Annotated in this window: 16 protein-coding genes; 8 read left to right on the top strand and 8 right to left on the bottom strand. The window is 68.2% G+C overall.

All coding sequences use genetic code 11. From position 1 onward, the window contains the following. Positions 1-14: 14 nt before the first annotated feature. From ectB to FE633_RS30200, 5 genes are all read right to left on the bottom strand, one after another. Complete coding sequence (gene ectB / locus FE633_RS30220) at positions 15-1286, bottom strand: diaminobutyrate--2-oxoglutarate transaminase (protein ID WP_138048353.1); 1272 nt, start codon at positions 1284-1286, stop codon at positions 15-17. A 134-nt stretch (positions 1287-1420) separates the two neighbouring features. Further along, positions 1421-1981: a diaminobutyrate acetyltransferase gene (gene ectA, locus FE633_RS30215; RefSeq protein ID WP_138048352.1), complete on the bottom strand. Its 561-nt coding sequence runs from the start codon at positions 1979-1981 to the stop codon at positions 1421-1423. Between the two features lie 315 nt (positions 1982-2296). After that, positions 2297-2827 carry a DinB family protein gene (locus FE633_RS30210; RefSeq protein ID WP_138048351.1) on the bottom strand — a complete coding sequence of 177 codons (531 nt, stop codon included), beginning with the start codon at positions 2825-2827 and terminating at the stop codon, positions 2297-2299. A gap of 61 nt (positions 2828-2888) precedes the next feature. Beyond that, positions 2889-3497: a DUF1349 domain-containing protein gene (locus FE633_RS30205; protein ID WP_138048350.1), complete on the bottom strand. Its 609-nt coding sequence runs from the start codon at positions 3495-3497 to the stop codon at positions 2889-2891. Between the two features lie 173 nt (positions 3498-3670). Next, complete coding sequence (locus FE633_RS30200) at positions 3671-5200, bottom strand: aldehyde dehydrogenase (NADP(+)) (RefSeq protein WP_138048349.1); 1530 nt, start codon at positions 5198-5200, stop codon at positions 3671-3673. A gap of 131 nt (positions 5201-5331) precedes the next feature. Between FE633_RS30200 and FE633_RS30195 the strand changes: the two genes are divergently transcribed. From FE633_RS30195 to FE633_RS30185, 3 genes are all read left to right on the top strand, one after another. Continuing rightward, positions 5332-6105: an IclR family transcriptional regulator gene (locus tag FE633_RS30195; RefSeq protein ID WP_138048348.1), complete on the top strand. Its 774-nt coding sequence runs from the start codon at positions 5332-5334 to the stop codon at positions 6103-6105. A 34-nt stretch (positions 6106-6139) separates the two neighbouring features. Further along, positions 6140-6613 carry a GNAT family N-acetyltransferase gene (locus FE633_RS30190; RefSeq protein WP_138048347.1) on the top strand — a complete coding sequence of 158 codons (474 nt, stop codon included), beginning with the start codon at positions 6140-6142 and terminating at the stop codon, positions 6611-6613. Between the two features lie 201 nt (positions 6614-6814). After that, positions 6815-8269 carry a peptidoglycan D,D-transpeptidase FtsI family protein gene (locus FE633_RS30185; RefSeq protein ID WP_138048346.1) on the top strand — a complete coding sequence of 485 codons (1455 nt, stop codon included), beginning with the start codon at positions 6815-6817 and terminating at the stop codon, positions 8267-8269. 114 nt (positions 8270-8383) lie between these two features. Here FE633_RS30185 and FE633_RS30180 read toward each other — a convergent pair whose 3' ends face one another. Continuing rightward, on the bottom strand, positions 8384-9835 hold the full coding sequence (locus tag FE633_RS30180; RefSeq protein ID WP_138048345.1) for an NCS2 family permease: 1452 nt from the start codon (positions 9833-9835) through the stop codon (positions 8384-8386). Between the two features lie 275 nt (positions 9836-10110). Here FE633_RS30180 and FE633_RS30175 point away from each other — a divergent pair, with 275 nt between their 5' ends. From FE633_RS30175 to FE633_RS30160, 4 genes are all read left to right on the top strand, one after another. Then, positions 10111-10677, top strand: a complete 567-nt coding sequence (locus FE633_RS30175; RefSeq protein WP_138048344.1) for a SigE family RNA polymerase sigma factor — start codon at positions 10111-10113, stop codon at positions 10675-10677. Further along, the gene (locus FE633_RS30170; RefSeq protein ID WP_138048343.1) at positions 10674-11516 is read left to right on the top strand and encodes a hypothetical protein; all 843 of its coding nucleotides are present in this window, start codon (positions 10674-10676) and stop codon (positions 11514-11516) included. The genes FE633_RS30175 and FE633_RS30170 overlap by 4 nt, the downstream gene beginning before the upstream one ends. 111 nt (positions 11517-11627) lie before the next feature. Then, a complete protein-coding gene (locus tag FE633_RS30165) occupies positions 11628-12455 on the top strand; it encodes a pectate lyase (RefSeq protein WP_138048342.1) in 828 nt (275 codons plus the stop codon). Between the two features lie 30 nt (positions 12456-12485). Beyond that, positions 12486-14168, top strand: a complete 1683-nt coding sequence (locus FE633_RS30160) for a rhamnogalacturonan lyase B N-terminal domain-containing protein (RefSeq protein ID WP_138048341.1) — start codon at positions 12486-12488, stop codon at positions 14166-14168. 96 nt (positions 14169-14264) lie between these two features. On the opposite strand, the gene FE633_RS30155 is transcribed toward FE633_RS30160, so the two are convergent. Further along, positions 14265-15416 carry a right-handed parallel beta-helix repeat-containing protein gene (locus tag FE633_RS30155; protein WP_138048340.1) on the bottom strand — a complete coding sequence of 384 codons (1152 nt, stop codon included), beginning with the start codon at positions 15414-15416 and terminating at the stop codon, positions 14265-14267. A 223-nt stretch (positions 15417-15639) separates the two neighbouring features. On the opposite strand from FE633_RS30155, the gene FE633_RS30150 reads away from it, so the two are divergent. Continuing rightward, a complete protein-coding gene (locus tag FE633_RS30150) occupies positions 15640-17883 on the top strand; it encodes a glycoside hydrolase family 43 protein (RefSeq protein WP_138048339.1) in 2244 nt (747 codons plus the stop codon). 7 nt (positions 17884-17890) lie between these two features. On the opposite strand, the gene FE633_RS30145 is transcribed toward FE633_RS30150, so the two are convergent. Beyond that, positions 17891-19009 (bottom strand): right-handed parallel beta-helix repeat-containing protein, encoded by a 1119-nt coding sequence (locus FE633_RS30145; RefSeq protein ID WP_138048338.1) that lies wholly within the window; start codon positions 19007-19009, stop codon positions 17891-17893. Positions 19010-19132: the final 123 nt, after the last annotated feature.

The following is a 19132-nucleotide window of genomic DNA, read 5'->3' as shown; positions in this document are numbered from 1 at the left end:
CTGCAGGCCTGCTGTCAGGTCGTTTCTCGTACGGCTCGGGCGAGGGTGCGCAACCCCTCGTCCAGCTCGTCGGGAGTGATGGTGAGGGCCGGGAGAAGCTTCACGACCTCGCTCTCCGGGCCCGATGTCTCGATGAGCAGACCGAGTTCGAAGGCCCGCTGGGCCACGCGGCCCGCGCGGTCCTTGTCGTGGAACTCGATGCCCCAGACCAGGCCGCGGCCGCGGTACTCCTTGCTTTCGTCGGGGTGCTCCTCGCGGATCGCCCTCAGCGCCTGGTCGACCTGCTCGCCGCGGGCCCTCGTCTGCTTCTCCATGGCGGGCCCGTCGGACCAGTACGCCTCCAGCGCCGCGGCGGCCGTGACGAACGCCGGGTTGTTGCCGCGGAACGTGCCGTTGTGCTCGCCCGGCTCCCAGATGTCCAGCTCGGGCTTGAACAGGCACAGCGACATGGGCAGTCCGTAGCCGCTGATGGACTTCGAGACGGTCACGATGTCCGGCGTGATGCCCGCCTCCTCGAAGGAGAAGAACGCGCCGGTACGACCGCAGCCCATCTGGATGTCGTCGACGATCAGCAGCATGTCCTGGCGCTCGCACAGATCGGCGAGGGCACGCAGCCACTCGGCGCGCGCGACGTTGATGCCGCCCTCCCCCTGCACGGTCTCGACGATCACGGCGGCGGGCTTGTTGAGGCCGGAACCCTGGTCCTCCAGCAGCCGCTCGAACCAGATGAAGTCGGGGACCCTGCCGTCAAGGTAGTGGTCGAACGGCATGGGCGTGCCGTGCACGAGCGGGATGCCGGCGCCGGCACGTTTGAAGGCGTTGCCGGTGACGGCGAGCGAGCCCAGCGACATGCCGTGGAAGGCGTTCGTGAAGGACACGATCGACTCCCGGCCCTTCACCTTGCGGGCCAGTTTCAGCGCGGACTCGACGGCGTTGGTGCCCGTCGGCCCGGGGAACATGACCTTGTAGGGCAGGTCTCGGGGGCGCAGGATCAGGTTCTGGAACGACTCCAGGAAGGCGCGCTTCGCGGTCGTCGACATGTCGAGACCGTGCGTGACGCCGTCGCGCTCCAGGTAGTCGATGAGGGCACGTTTGAGCACGGCGTTGTTGTGGCCGTAGTTGAGTGACCCGGCACCGGCGAAGAAGTCCAGGTACTCGTGGCCGTCCTCGTCGTACATGCGGCTGCCCTGCGCGCGGTCGAAGACGGTGGGCCATCCGCGGCAGTAGCTGCGCACCTCCGACTCCAGGGTCTCGAAGACGCTCAGGTCGGGCTGGGTGATGGTCACAGCGAATCTCCTCCTGGGAGATGTTTGGTCAGGCGGTGGGGGGTAACCGGACAACGCCGTCCGGTCGGGTCGGTCGCTCGGTCTGGGCGATCGGCTCAGTCGGTGGTCAGCTCAGTCGGCCGATCGGTTTTCGGTCACCCCGTTGATCGGCTCGCTCGGAAGGACAGCGGTCCGATGCGGTACAGCACCTCGGGCGCGTGCGGTCCGTCGGGGAAGTGCTCCGTGTCGAAGAGGACTTCACGCTCGACGGTGGCTCGGTGACGTTCGGCGTACGAGGTGAACAGGCGCTCCGAGGCCGTGTTGCCCGGAGTGATCGTGGTCTCGACGGAGGTGAGGGCATGGTTCTTGACGACCTGTGCCGTGAGTCCGTCCAGCAGGGCGGCGGCGAGTCCGCGCCCGCGGTACGCGGCGTCGACGGCCACCTGCCACACGAGAAGGGTGTGCGGCTGCTCGGGCCGGACGTACCCGGTCACGAAACCGACCGCTTCTCCCGCCGTGTCGCGCGCCACCACCGAGGTGCCGGCGAAGTCACGGCACCACAGCAGATAGCTGTACGAGGAGTTCAGGTCGAGGGTTCTGGAGTCCTTGGCGATACGCCAGAGCGCGGCGCCGTCCGCCACCTCCGGACGGTCGAGCCGCAGGCCCTCCGGCATTTCCAAGAATTCCGCTTGCAGGTCTGCTTGTGCGGCGGTCATGCGGATTGAATTTACCCAGGGAAAGTTGAAATTGCATCGTCGGATGGGGTTACGGAAGCGTCGCTCGTGTGTTATCGCGCGGCGCGGGCGGGCGCGCGGTGCACGGTGAGAGAATACCGATTTATCCGTAAAATACCGGACGAAACAAAATCCTTGTGTGTTGTGTCACAGATACGAAATCGCCACGAGACCTGACCGAATTACGAGACCATCGTTCGCGAAATCTTAGTGTTTAGGCTCGAAGAAAGCGGGCAGAAGAAGACGGGAAGCTGCACTCAAAAAGGCGGAATAATTGGGTCCGAGTGAATTCATTGATTAGGCTCCCGTGACCCCGTCGATACGCTCCCTGAGGATGTCCGCGTGGCCGTTGTGCCGGGCGTACTCCTCGATCATGTGGACGAGGATCCAGCGCAGGCTGACCTCCAGCCCCGTCATCGGCCCGTCGGCGATCCGTCCGGTCTCGTCCAGCGACCGACCCGCGCACAGCTCCTGCCCCCGGGCGATCTCCCGGCGCCAGTCGGCCAGCGCCTCGTCGAGCCCGCGCTCCGGCGCGAGGGCGTAGCCGCCGGCTCCCTCCGCGTAGAGGGCCGGCACGTCCAGCCCGCCGAACACCCGCTGGAACCAGTTCCGCTCGACCTCGGCCAGATGCTGCACGAGGCCGAGCAACGTCATCTCCGACGGCTCGGCGGACGCCAGCCGCAGCTGCCCGTCCGCGAGCCCCGCGCACTTCAGCTCCAGCGTGGCACGGTGAAATGCCAGCCAGCTCTCCAGCATGGGCCGCTCGTCCCCGGTCAGGAGGGGGATGGGGCGGCCGTCAGGAAGAGTCCGGTGCGTGTCGGTGGTCATGCTGGGCAGCATGACACGAGAGATCCGACGATGTGGGCGGAACGCAGCCCACAGTCGGGGATCAGCTGCCGTCCCGCAGGTCCTTGGGCCAGTCCGGGCGGAACTCGATGCCGTCGTACGTGACCACGCACCCCTCCCCCATCGGGGACTGGGCCATGAAACCGACGAGGGCCGCTCCCGAGGTCTCCTCGTCGCCCAGGGTGAAGAGGCGGACGAAGGTCCAGCGCTTGCCGTCCTTGGAGGCGTGGAAGGCGAAGGCACGGCCGGTGCGGCTGACCCGGAGCCAGACCGAACTTCCCTCCACGGTGAAGGAATTGGCGTCGTCGGAGTGGCCGCGGGTGACCACCGTGCAGACGGTGGGCACGTCCGGGGAGTTCTCCAGGCAGAGCTTGGCCCAGGCCCGCTCGCCCACGTGTATGTACAGAACGCCCGCGTCGAAGGCCGCGGCGAAGCCGACGGTGACGCGGGCGATCAGCTGGAAGTCCCCTTCCGGCGCCCCGAGCAGCCGGGGCGCGTCGGACGCCGGGTCCAGGGCCTCATCGGTGGGCGGCACAAAGCGGTCCTGCCGCGCGCCCGCCCAGCCGCTGAGCACCCCGTCCTCGTACGACCAGTGCCCATCGGGCCCATAGGTGCGGAGCGAGAAAGGGAGTTGGGGAAGTTCCACGTCCATCCTGTGAGTGTCTCAGGTCAACACCCGCGCCCCGAAAGAAGGGGCGCGGGGGCAGCGCCCCGTCAGGGGCGCGGGGCTGTCACATCATGCGGCTCCGCCGCGGGGCGCGACCAGCCACAACCGGCCCGCAGCCGGCGACGGACCGCACCCCCGACGGCGCTTCCCGCAGAGGGTCAGCGTTCCAGACGGCCGTTGAAACGACGCGGCAACCCCAAAGGATTGTCATCGCGGAGCTCACGCGGCAGCAGCGCCTCGGGAGCGTTCTGGTACGCCACCGGCCGCAGCCAGCGCTCGATCGCCGTACCGCCCACGGAGGTGGACGTCGAGGTGGTCGCCGGGTACGGGCCGCCGTGGTGCTGGGCGGGCGCGACGGCGACACCGGTGGGCCAGCCGTTGACCAGGACACGGCCCGCCAGCGGGGTCAGCTCGGCGAGGATCTCCGCGCCGCGGCCGTCGCCCGCCGCCTCCTCGGTGGAGAGGTGCACGGTCGCGGTGAGGTTGCCGGGCAGACGGGACAGGACCGCCGTGGCCTCCGTCTCGTCCTCGTAGCGCGCCACCACCGTGAGCGGACCGAAGCACTCCTCCAGGAGCAGGTCGTGCTCGCCCTCGGCGGTGAGCTTCTCCGCCGGCACGGTCAGGAAGCCGGGGCTCACCGTGTGCTCGCTGCCCGCGCCCGGGGTCACCGGGGTGTCAACCTCCGGGAGCTGGGTGCGCTCGGTGACGCCGGCGACGAAGTTGTCGCGCATACGGTGGTCGAGCAGGACTCCGGCGTCGGTGTCGCTGACGGCCTCCGTGAGGGACTTCACCAGCCGGTCGCCCGCCGCGCCCGTCGGCGCGAGGACGAGACCCGGCTTCACGCAGAACTGGCCGACGCCCAGCGTCATCGAGCCCGCGAGCCCGGTACCGATCGCCTCGGCGCGCTCGGCGGCCGCGGCCTCGGTGATGACGACGGGGTTCAGGGAGCCGAGCTCGCCGTGGAAGGGGATCGGCACGGGGCGGGCGGCCGCCGCGTCGAAGAGGGCACGGCCGCCGCGTACCGAACCGGTGAAGCCGGCCGCCGAGACCAGCGGGTGCTTGACCAGTTCGACACCCGCCTCGAAGCCGTGGACGAGGCCGATGACACCCTCGGGGATGTCGTGCTGCGCGGCGGCACGGCGCAGTACGGCGGCCACCAGCTCGGAGAGCGCCGGGTGGTCCGGGTGGGCCTTGACGACGACCGGGCAGCCGGCCGCGAGCGCGCTCGCGGTGTCGCCGCCGGGGACCGAGAAGGCGAAGGGGAAGTTCGAGGCCGAGTAGACGGCGACGACGCCCAGCGGCACCTTGTAGCGACGCAGGTCCGGGATCGGCGGGGTCGCGGTGTCGTCGGGGTGGTTGATCACGACGTCGAGGAAAGCGCCCTCGTCGACGATGTCCGCGAAGGCCCGCAGCTGGTAGCAGGTGCGGGCGAGTTCGCCGGTGAGCCGGACCGGCCCCAGCGCGGTCTCGGCGTCCGCGGCCTCGACGAGGTGGTCCTTGGCACCTTCGAGCTGGTCCGCGGCGGAGCGCAGGAACGCCGAGCGGACCGCGCGGTCGGCGAGGGCTCCTCGGGCGGCGTGGGCCGCGCGGACAGCCTCGTCCACCTCCTGGGCCGTTGCCTCCACCGCAACCTGTTCGCGCTGCTTCCCGGTTCGGGGGTCGACACTCCAGACTGGTGCTGCTGCCACCGCGGGTTCCTCCAGATGTGATGCCGCAGTTCTTGTCTCACTCACCAGGGCGTTCGATATGCTGAACGCTGTCTCTGATGGTGAATATGCCTTGGGAGACTATTTCCCGTCGAACGAAGGGGTCAAGGGCGATGTCGGCAGGCGAGACAGGCGGCGGGGCGCAAGTCAAGTCCGCGGTGCGGACCGTGGAACTGCTCGAATACTTCGCCGGCCGACCCGGAATGCACTCCTTGGCCGCCGTACAGGAGGCCGTAGGATACCCCAAATCCAGCCTCTACATGCTGCTGCGTACGCTCGTCGAGCTCGGCTGGGTCGAGACGGACGCGACGGGGACGCGGTACGGCATCGGGGTGCGCGCGCTTCTGGTCGGTACGTCGTACATCGACGGCGACGAGGTGGTGGCAGCGGCCCGGCCCACCCTCGACCGGCTGTCGGACGACACGACGGAGACGATCCACCTGGCCCGGCTGGACGGCACGAACGTCGTGTATCTCGCCACACGCCAGTCCCAGCACTATCTCCGCCCCTTCACGCGCGTGGGCCGTCGTCTGCCCGCCCACTCGACCTCGCTCGGCAAGGCGCTGCTGGCCACGCACACCGACGAGCAGGTGCGGAAGCTGCTGCCGGAGACCCTCCCCGCCCTGACCGAGCACACGATCACCGACCGCGAGAAACTGATCGAGGAACTGCACCAGGTGCGGGAGCAGGGCTTCGCGGTGGACCGCGAGGAGAACACGCTGGGGCTGCGCTGCTTCGGGGTCGCGATTCCGTACCGCACCCCCGCGCGCGACGCGATCAGCTGCTCGGTGCCGGTGGCACGGCTGACGCCCGCGCACGAACAGATGGTGAAGGACGCGCTGTTCGACGCGCGCGACCGGCTGACGCTCGCCACCCGGAGGCTCTGACGTGCGCGGTTCGGGAGGCAGGGAGGCGGGGGACATGGAGGTCGTGCTCCGGAAGGTCCACGACAGCGATCTGCCGGTCTTCTTCCGGCTGATGAACGATCCGGACTCGCTCAGAATGGCCGCGTTCACGGCCAAGGACCCGGCCGACCGGGACGCCTTCGACGCCCACTGGGCACGGATCCGCAGCTCCCCCGACGTCGTCCAGCGCACGGTCCTCGTCGACGGCGACGTCGTGGGCAACGCCGCGGTGTACGGCGATCCGGGCGAGCGCGAGGTCACCTACTGGATCGACCGCGCGTACTGGGGCCGCGGCATCGCGACGCGTGCCCTGAGGGCCCTGCTCGCCGAGGTCCCCGAGCGCCCGCTGCGCGCCCGTGCCGCGGCGGACAACGCGGGTTCGCGGCGCGTCCTGGAGAAGTGCGGATTCCGCGTGACCGGGCACGAGAGGGGATACGCGAACGCGCGCGGGGCGGAGATCGACGAGGTGGTCCTCACTCTGGACGGCTGAGCCGTCTCCGCGGAGTGCTGCGTACCCTGGCCGTCGTCTCGTGCGCGCCCTACGTGTCCCTCAAAGTCGCCTGGCTGGCCGGGAGTCACCTCGGCATCCCCGAGAACAGCTCGCTCCTATGAGGCGGACTTCATGAAAGCCGGATGAGAAACCGGGGCGGAAGGAACGATTCGGTTCGCCCCGCTCGTCTTCAACAGCGGGATGAACAAGACGATCAGGCGCGCTTCCGTCTTCACTCTGCTGCTCGTGCTCGCCCTGCTGGTCAGGGCGACCTGGGTGCAGTTCTACGAGGGCACGGCGCTCGCGGACGACAAGGACAACCGGCGGAACACGATCGAGCAGTACGCGTATCCGCTCGGGGACATCATCGTGGCCGGTGACGCGGTCACCGGTTCCAAGGAGGTGAGGAGCGGCGACCTCAAGTACCAGCGGACCTACAAGGACGGTGCTCTCTACGCGGGGGTCACGGGCTACAGCTCGCAGGTGTACGGGGCGACGCAGCTGGAGGGCATCTACCAGGACCTGCTCGACGGCACGGACAACCGTCTGAAGAACCCGTTGGACACGGTCACCGGCAAGCGCGCCGCCCCGGGCGATGTGGTCACCACGATCGATCCGGACGTGCAGAAGGCCGCGTACGACGCACTCGGTGACAAGAAGGGCGCGGCCGTCGCGATCGACCCCACGAACGGCAAGATCCTCGGTGTCGTGTCGACTCCCTCGTACGACCCCTCGGAGATCAGCGGATCCACGGACTCCGCCGCCTGGGAGAAGCTGGCCAAGGACCCCGAGAAGCCGATGACGAACCGCGCGCTGCGCCAGCCGCTGCCGCCGGGCTCCACGTTCAAGCTGGTCGTCGCGGCCGCCGCTCTGGAGGACGGGCTGTACTCGTCGGTGGACGAGAAGACGGACAGCCCGAATCCGTACCCCCTGCCGGGCTCGACCCGTGTCCTGGCGAACGAGAACGAGTCGGCGCCCTGCGAGGACGCCACGATCCGCGTGGCGCTGCAGTACTCGTGCAACAACGTCTTCGGGAAGATGGCCGTCGACCTGGGCCAGGACAAGGTCAGGGCGATGGCGGAGAAGTTCGGCTTCAACAACGAGGAGCAGGACGTTCCCGTGCGGGCGTACGAGAGCGTCTACCCGTCGGACATGGACAAGTCGCAGACGGCCCTGTCGGGCATCGGGCAGTTCGACGTCACGGCCACGCCGTTGCAGATGGCCATGGTGTCGGCGACCATCGCGAGCGGCGGCAAGCAGGTCTCGCCGCACATGGTGTCGCAGATCAGCGACGCCAGCGGCAATGTGCTGGAGAACTACGACGACAGGACGGACACCAAGGAGATCCTGAGCTCGTCCACGGCCGAGCAGTTGCAGTCCGCGATGCAGACGGTGGTCGAGGACGGCACGGGTACGAACGCGCGGATCTCCGGCGCGACCGTGGGCGGCAAGACCGGTACGGCCCAGCACGGCGAGAACAACAGCCAGACGCCGTATGCCTGGTTCACGTCGTACGCGAAGGACGACTCCACCGGCAAGGAGGTGGCCGTCGCCGTGATCGTCGAGCAGTCGAACGCGGCGCGCTCGGAGGTCAGCGGCAACGGGTTGGCTGCGCCGGTGGCCAAAGCGATGATGCGGGCTGCGTTGAACGACTGAGCACTGCGGGTCGTCCTTGAACTGCGGGCCGTCCGTGGCTGGTCGCGCCCACGCGGCGGAGCCGCATAATGTCGCTTCCCCGCGCCCCTTACGGGCGCGGGGAAGCCCCGCAAGTCAGTGCACGCCCAAGATCTGCTCGATCGGGTCGATCGCGAAGTACACCAGGAACATCGCCGACGCGCCCCACAGCAGCCAGTGCACGTCCTTCGCCTTGCCCAGCACCGTCTTGAGGAGGACGTAGGCGACGAAGCCGGCGCCGATGCCGTTGGTGATCGAGTACGTGAAGGGCATCACGGCGATCGTCAGGAACGCGGGGATGGCGATCTCGTACTTGTCCCAGTCGATGTGCTTGACCTGGGTCATCATCAGGAAGCCGACCGCGACGAGGGCGGGGGCCGCCGCCTGGAGCGGGACAATGGTCAGCAGCGGGGTCAGGAACAGGGCCAGCCCGAAGAGCCCCCCGGTGACCAGGTTCGCGAAGCCCGTGCGCGCGCCTTCGCCGACGCCCGCCGCCGATTCGATGTACGAGGTCGAGGAGGAGGCCGAGGCCGCGCCGCCGGCGACCGCGGCGGCACCGTCGATCAGCAGCACACGGCCGAGGTTGGGCACCTTGCCCTCGTCGTCCAGCAGTCCGGCCTCGGCGCTGATGCCGACGACCGTGCCCATGGTGTCGAAGAAGTCCGAGAGGATCAGCGTGAAGATCAACAGGACGACGGTGATCGCGCCGGTCTGACCGAAGGCGCCGAACAGGCTGAAGTCGCCGATCAGTCCGAAGTCGGGGGTGTCCACCAGCTTGTCGGGCCAGGCGGGTGTGGTCAGGCCCCAGCTCTTGATGTCCGCGATCTCGTTGATGACGATCGCGAGGACCGTCATGGTGACGATGCTGATCAGGATCGCGCCCTTGACCCTGCGGGCGAGCAGCCCGATGGTCAGCAGAACGCCGAGGCAGAAGACGAGCATCGGCCAGCCGGACAGCGCGCCGGTGGCGCCCAGTTGGACGGGCACGGTGGTGTTCGCGGCGTCGGGGATCCGGGTGACGAACCCCGCGTCGACGAAGCCGATGAACGCGATGAACAGGCCGATGCCGACGCTGATGGCCTGCTTCAGCGGCTGCGGAATCGCGTGCATGACGGCTTCACGCAGGCCCGTCACCACCAGCACGCAGATCAGCAGGCCTTCGAGGACGATCAGGCCCATCGCGTCGTCCCAGCTCATCAGCGGGGCGATCTGGAAGGCGACGACGGCGTTGAGGCCGAGACCGGCGGCCAGCGCGAGCGGCAGATTGCCGCCGACGCCCATGATGACCGTCATCACGGCGGCCACCAGGGCAGTGGCGGTGACCAGTTGGACGTTGTCGAGCTGGTGGCCGAACTTGTCCTTGGCGCTGCCCAGAATGATGGGATTCAGGACAAGAATGTAGGCCATCGTGAAGAACGTGGCGAAGCCGCCCCGTATCTCCCGGGCGAAGGTGGAGCCGCGTGCGGAGATCTTGAAGAACCGGTCGACGCTGTTCGCCGCGCTGGGGGCGGTGCCTGGCCGGTCGGCCACCTTCTGTGTTTCGGGCATGGCGGATAACTCCCTGTTGCCTGCGTGCTGATGTGCGGATGCTGGCTGGATTGTTCCTGCGTTGAACCGGTTTCGGGTTTTCTCCGTGTTACGGAATCGAGTTCGGCCTGCCACACGACGTTCGAAGCCCTGTACGAGCGCCTGGTACTCTCTCGGCTCTCACCCGTCATGGACACGATTCCTTCACGGGTGACACACGGGGCCCGTATACGCACTACGCAGCAACAGCGCAGGCAGTAACTGTACTGCCCGGGAATCAAGGGGAGAGGTCACCCGTGGGCACTGTCGTCGACGACGCCGCCTCCGCGGAGTTCCACGACTTCTTCGAGCGGCACTACGCGGAGCTGGCGCGACTGGCCCATCTGTTGACCGGTGAGTCGGACGCCGCCGACGATCTGGCGGCGGACGCCCTGCTCGCGCTGTGGCACCGCTGGGACCGGGTGCGCGCGGCGGACCATCCCGTGGCGTACGCGCGAGGGGTGGTCGCCAATCTGGCGCGCAGCCGGATCCGCAGCGCGGTGCGCGAGCGCCGACGCATCACCCTGTTCTGGTCGCAGCGCGACGAGAGCAGCGAGAACCCGGACATCCCGGCTGTCGTCGATGTCCAGGACGCGCTGCGCAGCCTGCCGTTCCGCAAGCGGGCGTGCGTGGTGCTGCGGCACGCCTTCGACCTCTCGGAAAGGGACACCGCGCTCGCCCTCGGCGTCTCGGTGGGTACGGTAAAGAGCCAGACGTCGAAGGGAATGGCCGAGTTGCTGCGGTTGCTGGGGGCCGAGAACGCCCCGAGCCACATGCACGCGGCGGTGCTGCGCACCGGTGGGGCCGGAGGGAGGAACCCATGACCGGGCACCGGGACGTACACGAGGAGCTGGGCGCCCGGCTGCGTGCGGCGGCCGACGCGCACGAGCCCGACCGCGCGCGCATCCTGGCCCGTGTCGAGCGAGGCATGGCCGAACCCGAGGGGGCTCGTCGCCCCTCCCGCCAGCCGCAGGTGCTCGGCTGGGCCCGTGTCGTCGGCGCCACGGCCGCGGTCGCGGGCATGCTCGCCGTGGGCGGCTACGCCGCCGCGTCCGCCCTGAAGGACGACGAACCGGCCCAGCAGAGCGTCGCGGTCACACCGACTCCCGAGCCGTCGGCGGAGCGGTCGAGCCGCGCACCGATCCCGCCGGATCCGACGCCCACCTCACGTCCCGACACACCGACCGCGTCCCCGCCCCGCACGGTCGAGCCGCCTGAGCCGGCCGTCACTCCGCCCGCGGACGCCGGCGTCGAGGACGGCCCGCTGTGGTCGGACGGCTCGGTCGACCCGCACAGCAACGACTTCTGGGCACAGAGCAATGTGACCGTGAAGACGGACAAGCAACTGACCTCGCTCAAGGTCGAGTTGCGGATCAAGCAGACCGGCGGGGTCACCTCGACGGGCGCCTGGCGCTCGCTGCCCGAGGACGACTTCGTGCAGACGGTCGGCGAGCGCGACGGCTTCGTCGTCTACACCTGGGTGCTCAAGCCGGACCGTACGGTCCCGGCCGGCGAGTTCGTGTTCGCCGGGCAGTACGACCACGATCGTGGCGGCCGCGACGCCAGGGGTGACCGCTATGCGGCCACCGCCCGGGCCGACGGCCGGCAGCTGGGTGTGACCGGCGACTTCGGGAGCCAGGACACCGACAACGGCGACTCGTAGAGACGCCCCAACGAGCGCTTCGCAAAAAAAGTTCCGAGGGGCGGCAACCCCCTCCTGCCGGGTGGCGACCAGGGAGACGCAAGGCTCTCCCCCACCTCAAGGAATCGGGACATGACTTCAGGATCGGAACAGAGCGCACGCCACCGCCGCACGATCAACCGCAAGCGCGCTGTGCTCAGCGGCCTGGCCGCATTAACCATGACCGGAGCCGCGGTCTTCGTCGGCACCAGCATGTCGTCGGCGAGCGCCGCCGCCAGCTGGCCGACCCCCAACGGCAGTGAGCCCGTCACCAAGACGATCCCGGTGTCCGGTGTCAAGGACGGCGGGATGAAGCGCTACTACGGCAGCGGCGACCTGGGCGGTGACGGTCAGGAAGAGGGCCAGGACCCGATCTTCAAGCTCGCGGACGGCGCGACGCTGAAGAACGTCATCATCGGCAAGCCCGGCGCCGACGGCATCCACTGCTCGGGCAGCTGCACGCTGCAGAACGTCTGGTGGGAGGACGTCGGCGAGGACGCCGCCACGTTCAAGGGTGGGAACTCGGCCACCTACACCGTGTCGGGCGGCGGGGCGCGGAAGGCCTCGGACAAGGTCTTCCAGCACAACGGCGGCGGCAAGCTCGTCGTCTCGAAGTTCGCGGTGCAGGACTTCAAGACCCTCTACCGCTCCTGTGGCAACTGCGGAACGCAGTACAAGCGCACCTCGATCTTCAACACCATCGAGGTGACGGCACCCGGTTCGCGCCTGGTCGGCATCAACCAGAACTACGGCGACTCCGCGGCCCTGCGGAACATCACGATCCTCGGCGACAGCAGCAAGAAGATCGTGCCGTGCCAGAAGTACATCGGCAACAACACCGGCAAGGAGCCGCAGACCGCCGGCAAGGACGCCGACGGCACCTACTGCAACTACAAGGCGTCCGACATCACTTACAAGTAATCGCGCGACCCAGCACCTGGAGCACCACACTTGAGCACGCACAAAAAGCACCTCACCCGTCGCCGGTTGCTTGCCGCGTCCGCCGTGGGCGTGGCCGGCTCCGGCGCGGCGGTGGCGGCCGGCACCGGGTTGCTCTCCTCGGCGTCGGCCGCGACCTTCGGTCACACCGACGACGGGGCCAACCACGTGATCGACACGGGCGCCTCCCTCGTCTTCAAGGTCTCCAAGTCGACCGGCGACCTGACGTCGCTGGTCTACAAGGGCAAGGAGTACGAGGGATACGGCGGCAAACACTCGCATGTCGAGTCGGGGCTCGGCGCGTCGACCGTGCGCATCAAGCAGTCCGGGGCGACGATCCTGGTCTCCGTGGCGCACGGCACGCTGAAGCACTACTACGCGGCACGCAAGGGCCAGAACAACGTCTACATGTGGACGAACAAGGCGGACACGTCGTTCACGGCGACCCGCTACATCGCCCGCATCAAGGCGGGGATCTTCCCCAACGAGGGTCCCGACTCCTGGGTGGAGGCGTCCGACAAGGTCATCGAGGCCGGTGACGTCTGGAAGCGGTCGAACGGCCAGACCCGCTCCAAGCACTACTCGGGCGAACGGGTCATCGACTACGACTACATCGGCTACAAGACCGGTTCGGTCGGCCTGTGGATGGTCCGCTCCAACCACGAGAAGGCGTCGGGCGGCCCGTTCTACCGCTCGCTGCTGCGCCACTCGAACGACGGCGGCGTGGGCCTGTACGAGATCCTGCACTACAACCAGTCGCAGACCGAGGCGATGCGCTTCGGTCTGCAGGGTCCGTATGTGCTGTCCTTCACGGACGGCGGTGCGCCGTCGTCGTCGCTGTTCGCGAAGAACCTCGACACCTCATGGGTGGACGGTCTCGGCATCTCCGGCTGGGTCGGCGAGTCCGGCCGCGGCAAGGTGTCGGGCGTCGGTCTGAAGGGCAGGGACGCCGACTACCCGTACACCGTGGGCTTCGCCAACAAAGACGCGCAGTACTGGGCGAAGGCCGCCGCCGGCACGGGTGCCTTCTCGTGCCCGGGCATGCTGCCGGGGACGTACACGCTCACCGTCTACAAGGGCGAACTCGCCGTGCACACCCGGGAGGTGAAGGTGACGGCGGGCCGCACCACCGCACTGAACAGCCTCACCATCAGCGGCGACCCGAGCACCGCCGACACGATCTGGCGGCTCGGGAACTGGAGCGGCACACCGGGCGGGTTCAAGAACGCCAAGCTGATGACGTACGCGCATCCGTCCGACGCGCGCGCCGCGAAGTGGACGGGCAACGTCACCATCGGCAGCGGTGACGAGGCCGCCGCGTTCCCGGCGTACATGTGGAAGAACGTCAACGACGGCATCCTCGTCTACTTCAAGCTGACCAAAGCCCAGGCCGCCGCCGCGCACACCCTGCGCATCGGCGTGACGACCGCCTACGCGGGCGGGCGGCCGCGGGTGACCGTCAACGACTGGGTGTCGCCGATCCTCGTGGCGCCCACCCAGCCCTCGACGCGGTCCCTCACCACGGGCTCGTACCGGGGCAACAACCACACGTTCACCTACAACGTGCCGGCGAGCGCGTGGAAGTCGAACTCCAGTCAGTACAACGTGCTGAAGCTGAACATCGTCAGCGGCTCCTCCGGGGCCGCGTTCCTCAGCCCGGGCACGTCGTTCGACTGCATTGATCTGCTGGCCTGAATCCCCCCATGCGGGCCGGCAAGAGGAACGCCCCCGCCGGACTGGAGGTCAGCCGGCGGGGGCGTTCTCGTATGCCTTCGCTCTCCTCTGTGTGGGTCAGTTCATCGTCGAACCGATGGTGGTGGAGCCGGTCGTCAGGAAGGTCGTGGCGGGCAGCGAGCCGTTCGACCCGCGGGCGCCCTGTGCGGTGGACGCGTTCGTGGACTTGAAGGCGGGGGTGGCGACGCCCTTGTCCCAGTTGTTGCCCGCGGAGACGGTGGACTTGCCGAGCTTGGACCGGCTGTCCTTGTTGCCCACCGCGAGGTTCTTGGCGAGGCGGGCCTTGCCGGTGGCGAAGTAGAAGCCCGAACCGGTGTTGGCGTACGCGGTGTTGCGGTTCAGGCTCATGGCACCGGTGTTGGAGTTCTCGGTGAAGCCGTGCTGGTTGTTGTCCCAGGCCGCGTTGTTGTTGACGACATGGGCGACCGAGGCGCCTCCGCCGCCGAGCTTGAAGCCGTTGCCGTTGCCCTCGAAGGCCGGGTCGTTCCAGCGGTTCTTGCCGTTTCCGTACGCCCAGGAGTGCTCGATGGTGACCGGGCTGGAGAACTGCCAGAAGTCGAGGCCGTCATCCGAGTTGTTGTAGAGGCGGGCACCGGTGATCTTGTTGCCCGAGCCGGAGCCGAACTTGACGGCGATCCCGTCGGCGTTCTGACCGTGGCCCGCGGGGTCGTAGTTGCCGTAACTGTCCAGGTTCTGCACGAGGTTGTTCGTGGTGCCGTCGCCGCGCAGCGAGAAGCCGGAGTCGCCGTTGTTCGCGGTGACCAGGTTCTTGAAGACACCGCCCACGGAGGAGGTGGCGACGAAGCCCTGGGCGGGCGAGTTCTGCCAGGTGATGTTCTGGACGGTCCAGTAGTCACCGTAGATTCCGGCCAGCCAGGAGCCTTCGGGCAGCTTCGAGCCGTCGACCTTCACCTTCGCACCGGCGGCGGCCTGCAGCGTGATCCGGGCCGAACCGGTGCCGTTCGCCTCCGACTTGAGCGTCTTCGTCGGGTAGTAGGTGCCACCGCGTACCTGGATGGTGGTGCCGGCCGCGGCGTTCTTGACCGCGGACTCCAGCTGCGCGGTGGTGGACACGGTGACCGTGGTGGCGGCGCTGGCTCCGTCGGGCAGGAGTCCGAGGTACACGCCACCCGCCCCCGCGGCGACGGCCACCCCGGCCGCGATGGAGAGGGTTCGGGTCCTGCGGTGGCGTCCAAGGCTCTGACGCACGGGGCGTTCCTTTCCTAGGGAGGGGGGACAAGAGGCGGGCCGGACCCGCCTCTTGTCCCTGGTCGCCGCCATGGCCGGAAGGGTTGCCGCTTGCACGCGAAAACGAATCGAAACTTTCGCTCGCCCCGGTCCCCGTCGCACCGATTGACGTGCTCATTCCCGCTGGTGACACTCCCAAGGTCATCCACCCAACAGAATCCATCAGACTCCCACAGGATGTGTCATGCGACCCCGCACCGCCCGCACCCTCCTGATGTCTCTGTCCGCGCTGCTGGCCCTCTTCCTGAGCCTGCTGGCAGCTCCCCCCAGTCCCGCACAAACCGGAGCCCCACCCGTGAACCAGGCCGACCAGGCCGCGCAGAAGGCCAAGCCGAAGTACGCCGGCTACCTCTTCGCCTACTTCACCGGCGAGGGCACCGCCGACGGCGAGCAGATCCGCTACGCCCTCAGCCGCGGCAACGACGCGCTGCACTGGCGGGAGTTGAACGCCGGCAAGCCGGTCCTCACCTCCACCATCGGTGAGAAGGGCCTGCGCGATCCGTTCGTGATCCGCTCCCCCGAGGGCGACAAGTTCTACATGATCGCGACCGACCTGAGGATGTACCAGAACTCCAGCGGCAGTTGGGACCAGGTCCAGCGCCACGGCAGCAAGTCCATCATGGTCTGGGAGTCCACGGACCTGGTGAACTGGACCGACCAGCGCCTGGTGAAGGTCTCCCCCGACAACGCGGGCAACACCTGGGCGCCCGAGGCCTACTGGGACGACACGCTCGGCGAGTTCGTCGTCTTCTGGGCCTCGAAGCTGTACGCCGACGACGACCCGGACCACACGGGCTCGACGTACAACAAGATGCTGTACGCGACGACGAAGGACTTCCGTACCTTCAGCGAGCCGAAGGTCTGGGACGACCCGGGCTACTCCGTCATCGACTCGACGGTCGTGAAGCACAACGGGACCTACTACCGCTACACCAAGGACGAGCGGGACCCCAGCTCCAGCAGCCCGTGCTCGAAGTTCATCACCGGTGAGAAGTCGACCTCGCTCACCGACACCTCGTACGACTTCGTGTCCGACTGCATCGGCAGCGGCTCGATCGATCGCGGCGAGGGCCCGACGGTCTTCAAGTCGAACATCGAGAACAAGTGGTACCTGTTCATCGACGAGTACGGCGGCCGTGGCTACGTCCCCTTCGAGACGACCGACCTCGACTCGGGCAAGTGGACGATGTCGAAGAACTACCAGCTGCCCGCGAGCCCGCGGCACGGCACCGTCATGCCGGTGACGCAGGCGGAGTACGACCGGCTGCTGGCCGCGTATCCGGTCAGCGGCACCTCGGTCGTGGACGCGACGGCCAAGGACCAGAGGGGGTACGCCATCGTCACCGAGGCCGCCTCGAAGGTCGTGCTGCCGATGGAGCCGGACGCCGACCTGGCCCGTCTCGCTCCCCGGCTGTCGGTCGGCGCGGGAGCCAAGGTCAGCCCGCCCTCCGGTACGCGCCGTGACTTCCGCAAGCCGCAGACGTACACCGTGACGGCCGCCGACGGGACGACCCGCAGATGGACGGTGGAGGCGGTGCCGACCCGCAGCCCGGTCCTGCCCGGTCTCTACGCCGACCCGGACGTCAAGTACATGGACGGCCGTTACTGGATCTATCCGACGACGGACGGCTTCCCCGGCTGGAGCGGCACGAAGTTCAAGGCCTTCTCGTCGAAGGACCTCGTGCACTGGAAGGACCACGGCGAGATCCTCGACCTCGGACCCGATGTGTCCTGGGCCGACAAGAACGCCTGGGCCCCGGCGATCGCGGAACGCGACGGGAAGTACTACTTCTACTTCTGTGCCGAGCAGCAGATCGGCGTCGCCGTCGCGGACTCCCCCGCCGGCCCCTTCAAGGACGCGCTGGGCAAGCCGCTGGTCGCCAAGGGGGGCCAGCTTCAGGGGCAGATGATCGACCCGTCGGTCTTCACGGACGACGACGGCAAGTCGTACCTGTACTGGGGCAACGGGCACGGCTACGTCGTGCCGCTGAACGACGACATGGTGTCGTTCGACGCGGCCAAGGTGAAGGACATCACCCCGGACAACTTCCGTGAAGGTGCCTTCGTGATCAAGCGCAAGGGCACGTACTACTACATGTGGTCCGAGGACGACACCCGCAGCGAGAACTACCACGTCGCCTATGCCACCGGACCGTCCCCGCTCGGCCCGTGGACGAAGAAGGGCACGATCCTGTCCAAGCGCCCCGAGTACGGCATCAACGCCACCGGTCACCACTCGGTGGTGAACGTCCCCGGCACGGACGACTGGTACATGGTCTACCACCGGTTCGCGCTGAACGGGCCCGGTAAGGCGGGCGGGGACGGCACGCACCGCGAGACCACCATCGACCGCATGCGGTTCGCGGCCGACGGCACGATCAAGCCGGTGGTGCCGACCCTGGAGTCGATCAGGCCCGTGCAGCGGTAGCCCTGGCTCAGTCCATCGTCGCGCCGATGGTCGTGCTGCCCGTGGTCAGGAACGTGGTCACGGGCAGCGCGCCGTTGGACTGCCGGGCGTTGTACGTGCTCGTCGCGTCCGTGGACCGGAAGGCGGGCGTCGAGACGCCCGAGTCCCAGTTGTTGCCGGCCGAGACCACCGACGAGCCCTTGTTCACCAGCCCGGAGCCGTTGCCCACCGCCAGGTTCTTGCCGAGCCTGGCGGCGCCGGTGGCGAAGTAGTAGCCCCACTTGGCGTTGGCGTAGGCGGTCGTCCGGTTGATGACGATCGCCCCCTTGTTGCTGTTCTCGGTGAAGCCGTTGCCGGCGTTGTCCCAGGCCGCCGAGTTGTTGACGACGTGCGCCACGACCTCGCCGTCGCCGCCCAGCTTGTAGCCGTTGCCGTCGCCCGCGAACGCCGAGTCCGACCAGCGGTTCTTGCCGTTGCCCATGGCCCAGGTGTGCTCGACGGTCACCGGGGACGAGAACGACCAGAAGTCGAGCCCGTCATCCGAGTTGTTGTAGAGACGGGCGCCGGTGACCAGGTTGCCGGAGCCGGAGCCGAACTTGATGGCGATGCCGTCCGCGTTCTCGCCGTGGTTGGCCCGGTCGTAGTGGCCGTACGAGTCGATGTTGCGGACGGTGTTGTTCGTGGTGCTGTCGCCGGTGAGCGTGAAGCCCGAGTCGCCGCCGTTGATGGTCTTGATGTTGTCCCAGACCGTGGAGGCGCAGGACTGGCAGACCACCGCGCTGTCCGGCGAGTTCTGGAAGGTGATGCGCGAGACGGTCCAGTAGTCGGCGGTCAGCTTGAAGATCCAGTCGCCGTCGGGGAGGTTCGACCCGTCGATCTTCACGGTCTCGGACCCGTACGGCTGAAGCTGGATGCGACTGGCGGACGTGCCGTTGGCGGTGGACTGAAGGGTGGCCGTCGGGTAGTACGTACCGCCGCGGATCTGGATGGTGGTCCCCGCGGTAGCACTCTTGATGGCACTGGTCAGCTCGGCGGAGGTGTCGACAACGACGGTGGCCGCGTGAGCGGGGGTGGCAGCGAGGCTACCGAGGCCTCCGGCCGCGGCGAGGGTGGCGAGAGCGGTGAGGGCGGTACGCGTACGACGCATGGTGCCTCCGGTGGGTGAGGTGGGTGAGCGGGGGGTGTGCGCCCCTTCAGGGGCGCGGGGAACTGCGCGACCAGCCCCAACCGACCCGCAGCCGAGCCACGACCGAGGTTGGGGGTCTGGGGG

Source organism: Streptomyces montanus (assembly GCF_005786655.1).
GTDB lineage: Bacteria > Actinomycetota > Actinomycetes > Streptomycetales > Streptomycetaceae > Streptomyces > Streptomyces sporangiiformans.
This window is presented reverse-complemented; position numbering and strand designations above follow the sequence as displayed.

Coding starts and splice junctions, on each gene's coding strand:
- FE633_RS30195 (WP_138048348.1), top strand. CDS start 5,332: ATGTCGGCAGGCGAGACAGGCGGCGGGGCGCAAGTCAAGTCCGCGGTG.
- ectA (WP_138048352.1), bottom strand. CDS start 1,981: ATGACCGCCGCACAAGCAGACCTGCAAGCGGAATTCTTGGAAATGCCG.
- FE633_RS30205 (WP_138048350.1), bottom strand. CDS start 3,497: ATGGACGTGGAACTTCCCCAACTCCCTTTCTCGCTCCGCACCTATGGG.
- FE633_RS30180 (WP_138048345.1), bottom strand. CDS start 9,835: ATGCCCGAAACACAGAAGGTGGCCGACCGGCCAGGCACCGCCCCCAGC.
- FE633_RS30145 (WP_138048338.1), bottom strand. CDS start 19,009: ATGCGTCGTACGCGTACCGCCCTCACCGCTCTCGCCACCCTCGCCGCG.
- FE633_RS30150 (WP_138048339.1), top strand. CDS start 15,640: ATGCGACCCCGCACCGCCCGCACCCTCCTGATGTCTCTGTCCGCGCTG.
- FE633_RS30210 (WP_138048351.1), bottom strand. CDS start 2,827: ATGACCACCGACACGCACCGGACTCTTCCTGACGGCCGCCCCATCCCC.
- FE633_RS30165 (WP_138048342.1), top strand. CDS start 11,628: ATGACTTCAGGATCGGAACAGAGCGCACGCCACCGCCGCACGATCAAC.
- FE633_RS30190 (WP_138048347.1), top strand. CDS start 6,140: ATGGAGGTCGTGCTCCGGAAGGTCCACGACAGCGATCTGCCGGTCTTC.
- FE633_RS30185 (WP_138048346.1), top strand. CDS start 6,815: ATGAACAAGACGATCAGGCGCGCTTCCGTCTTCACTCTGCTGCTCGTG.
- FE633_RS30170 (WP_138048343.1), top strand. CDS start 10,674: ATGACCGGGCACCGGGACGTACACGAGGAGCTGGGCGCCCGGCTGCGT.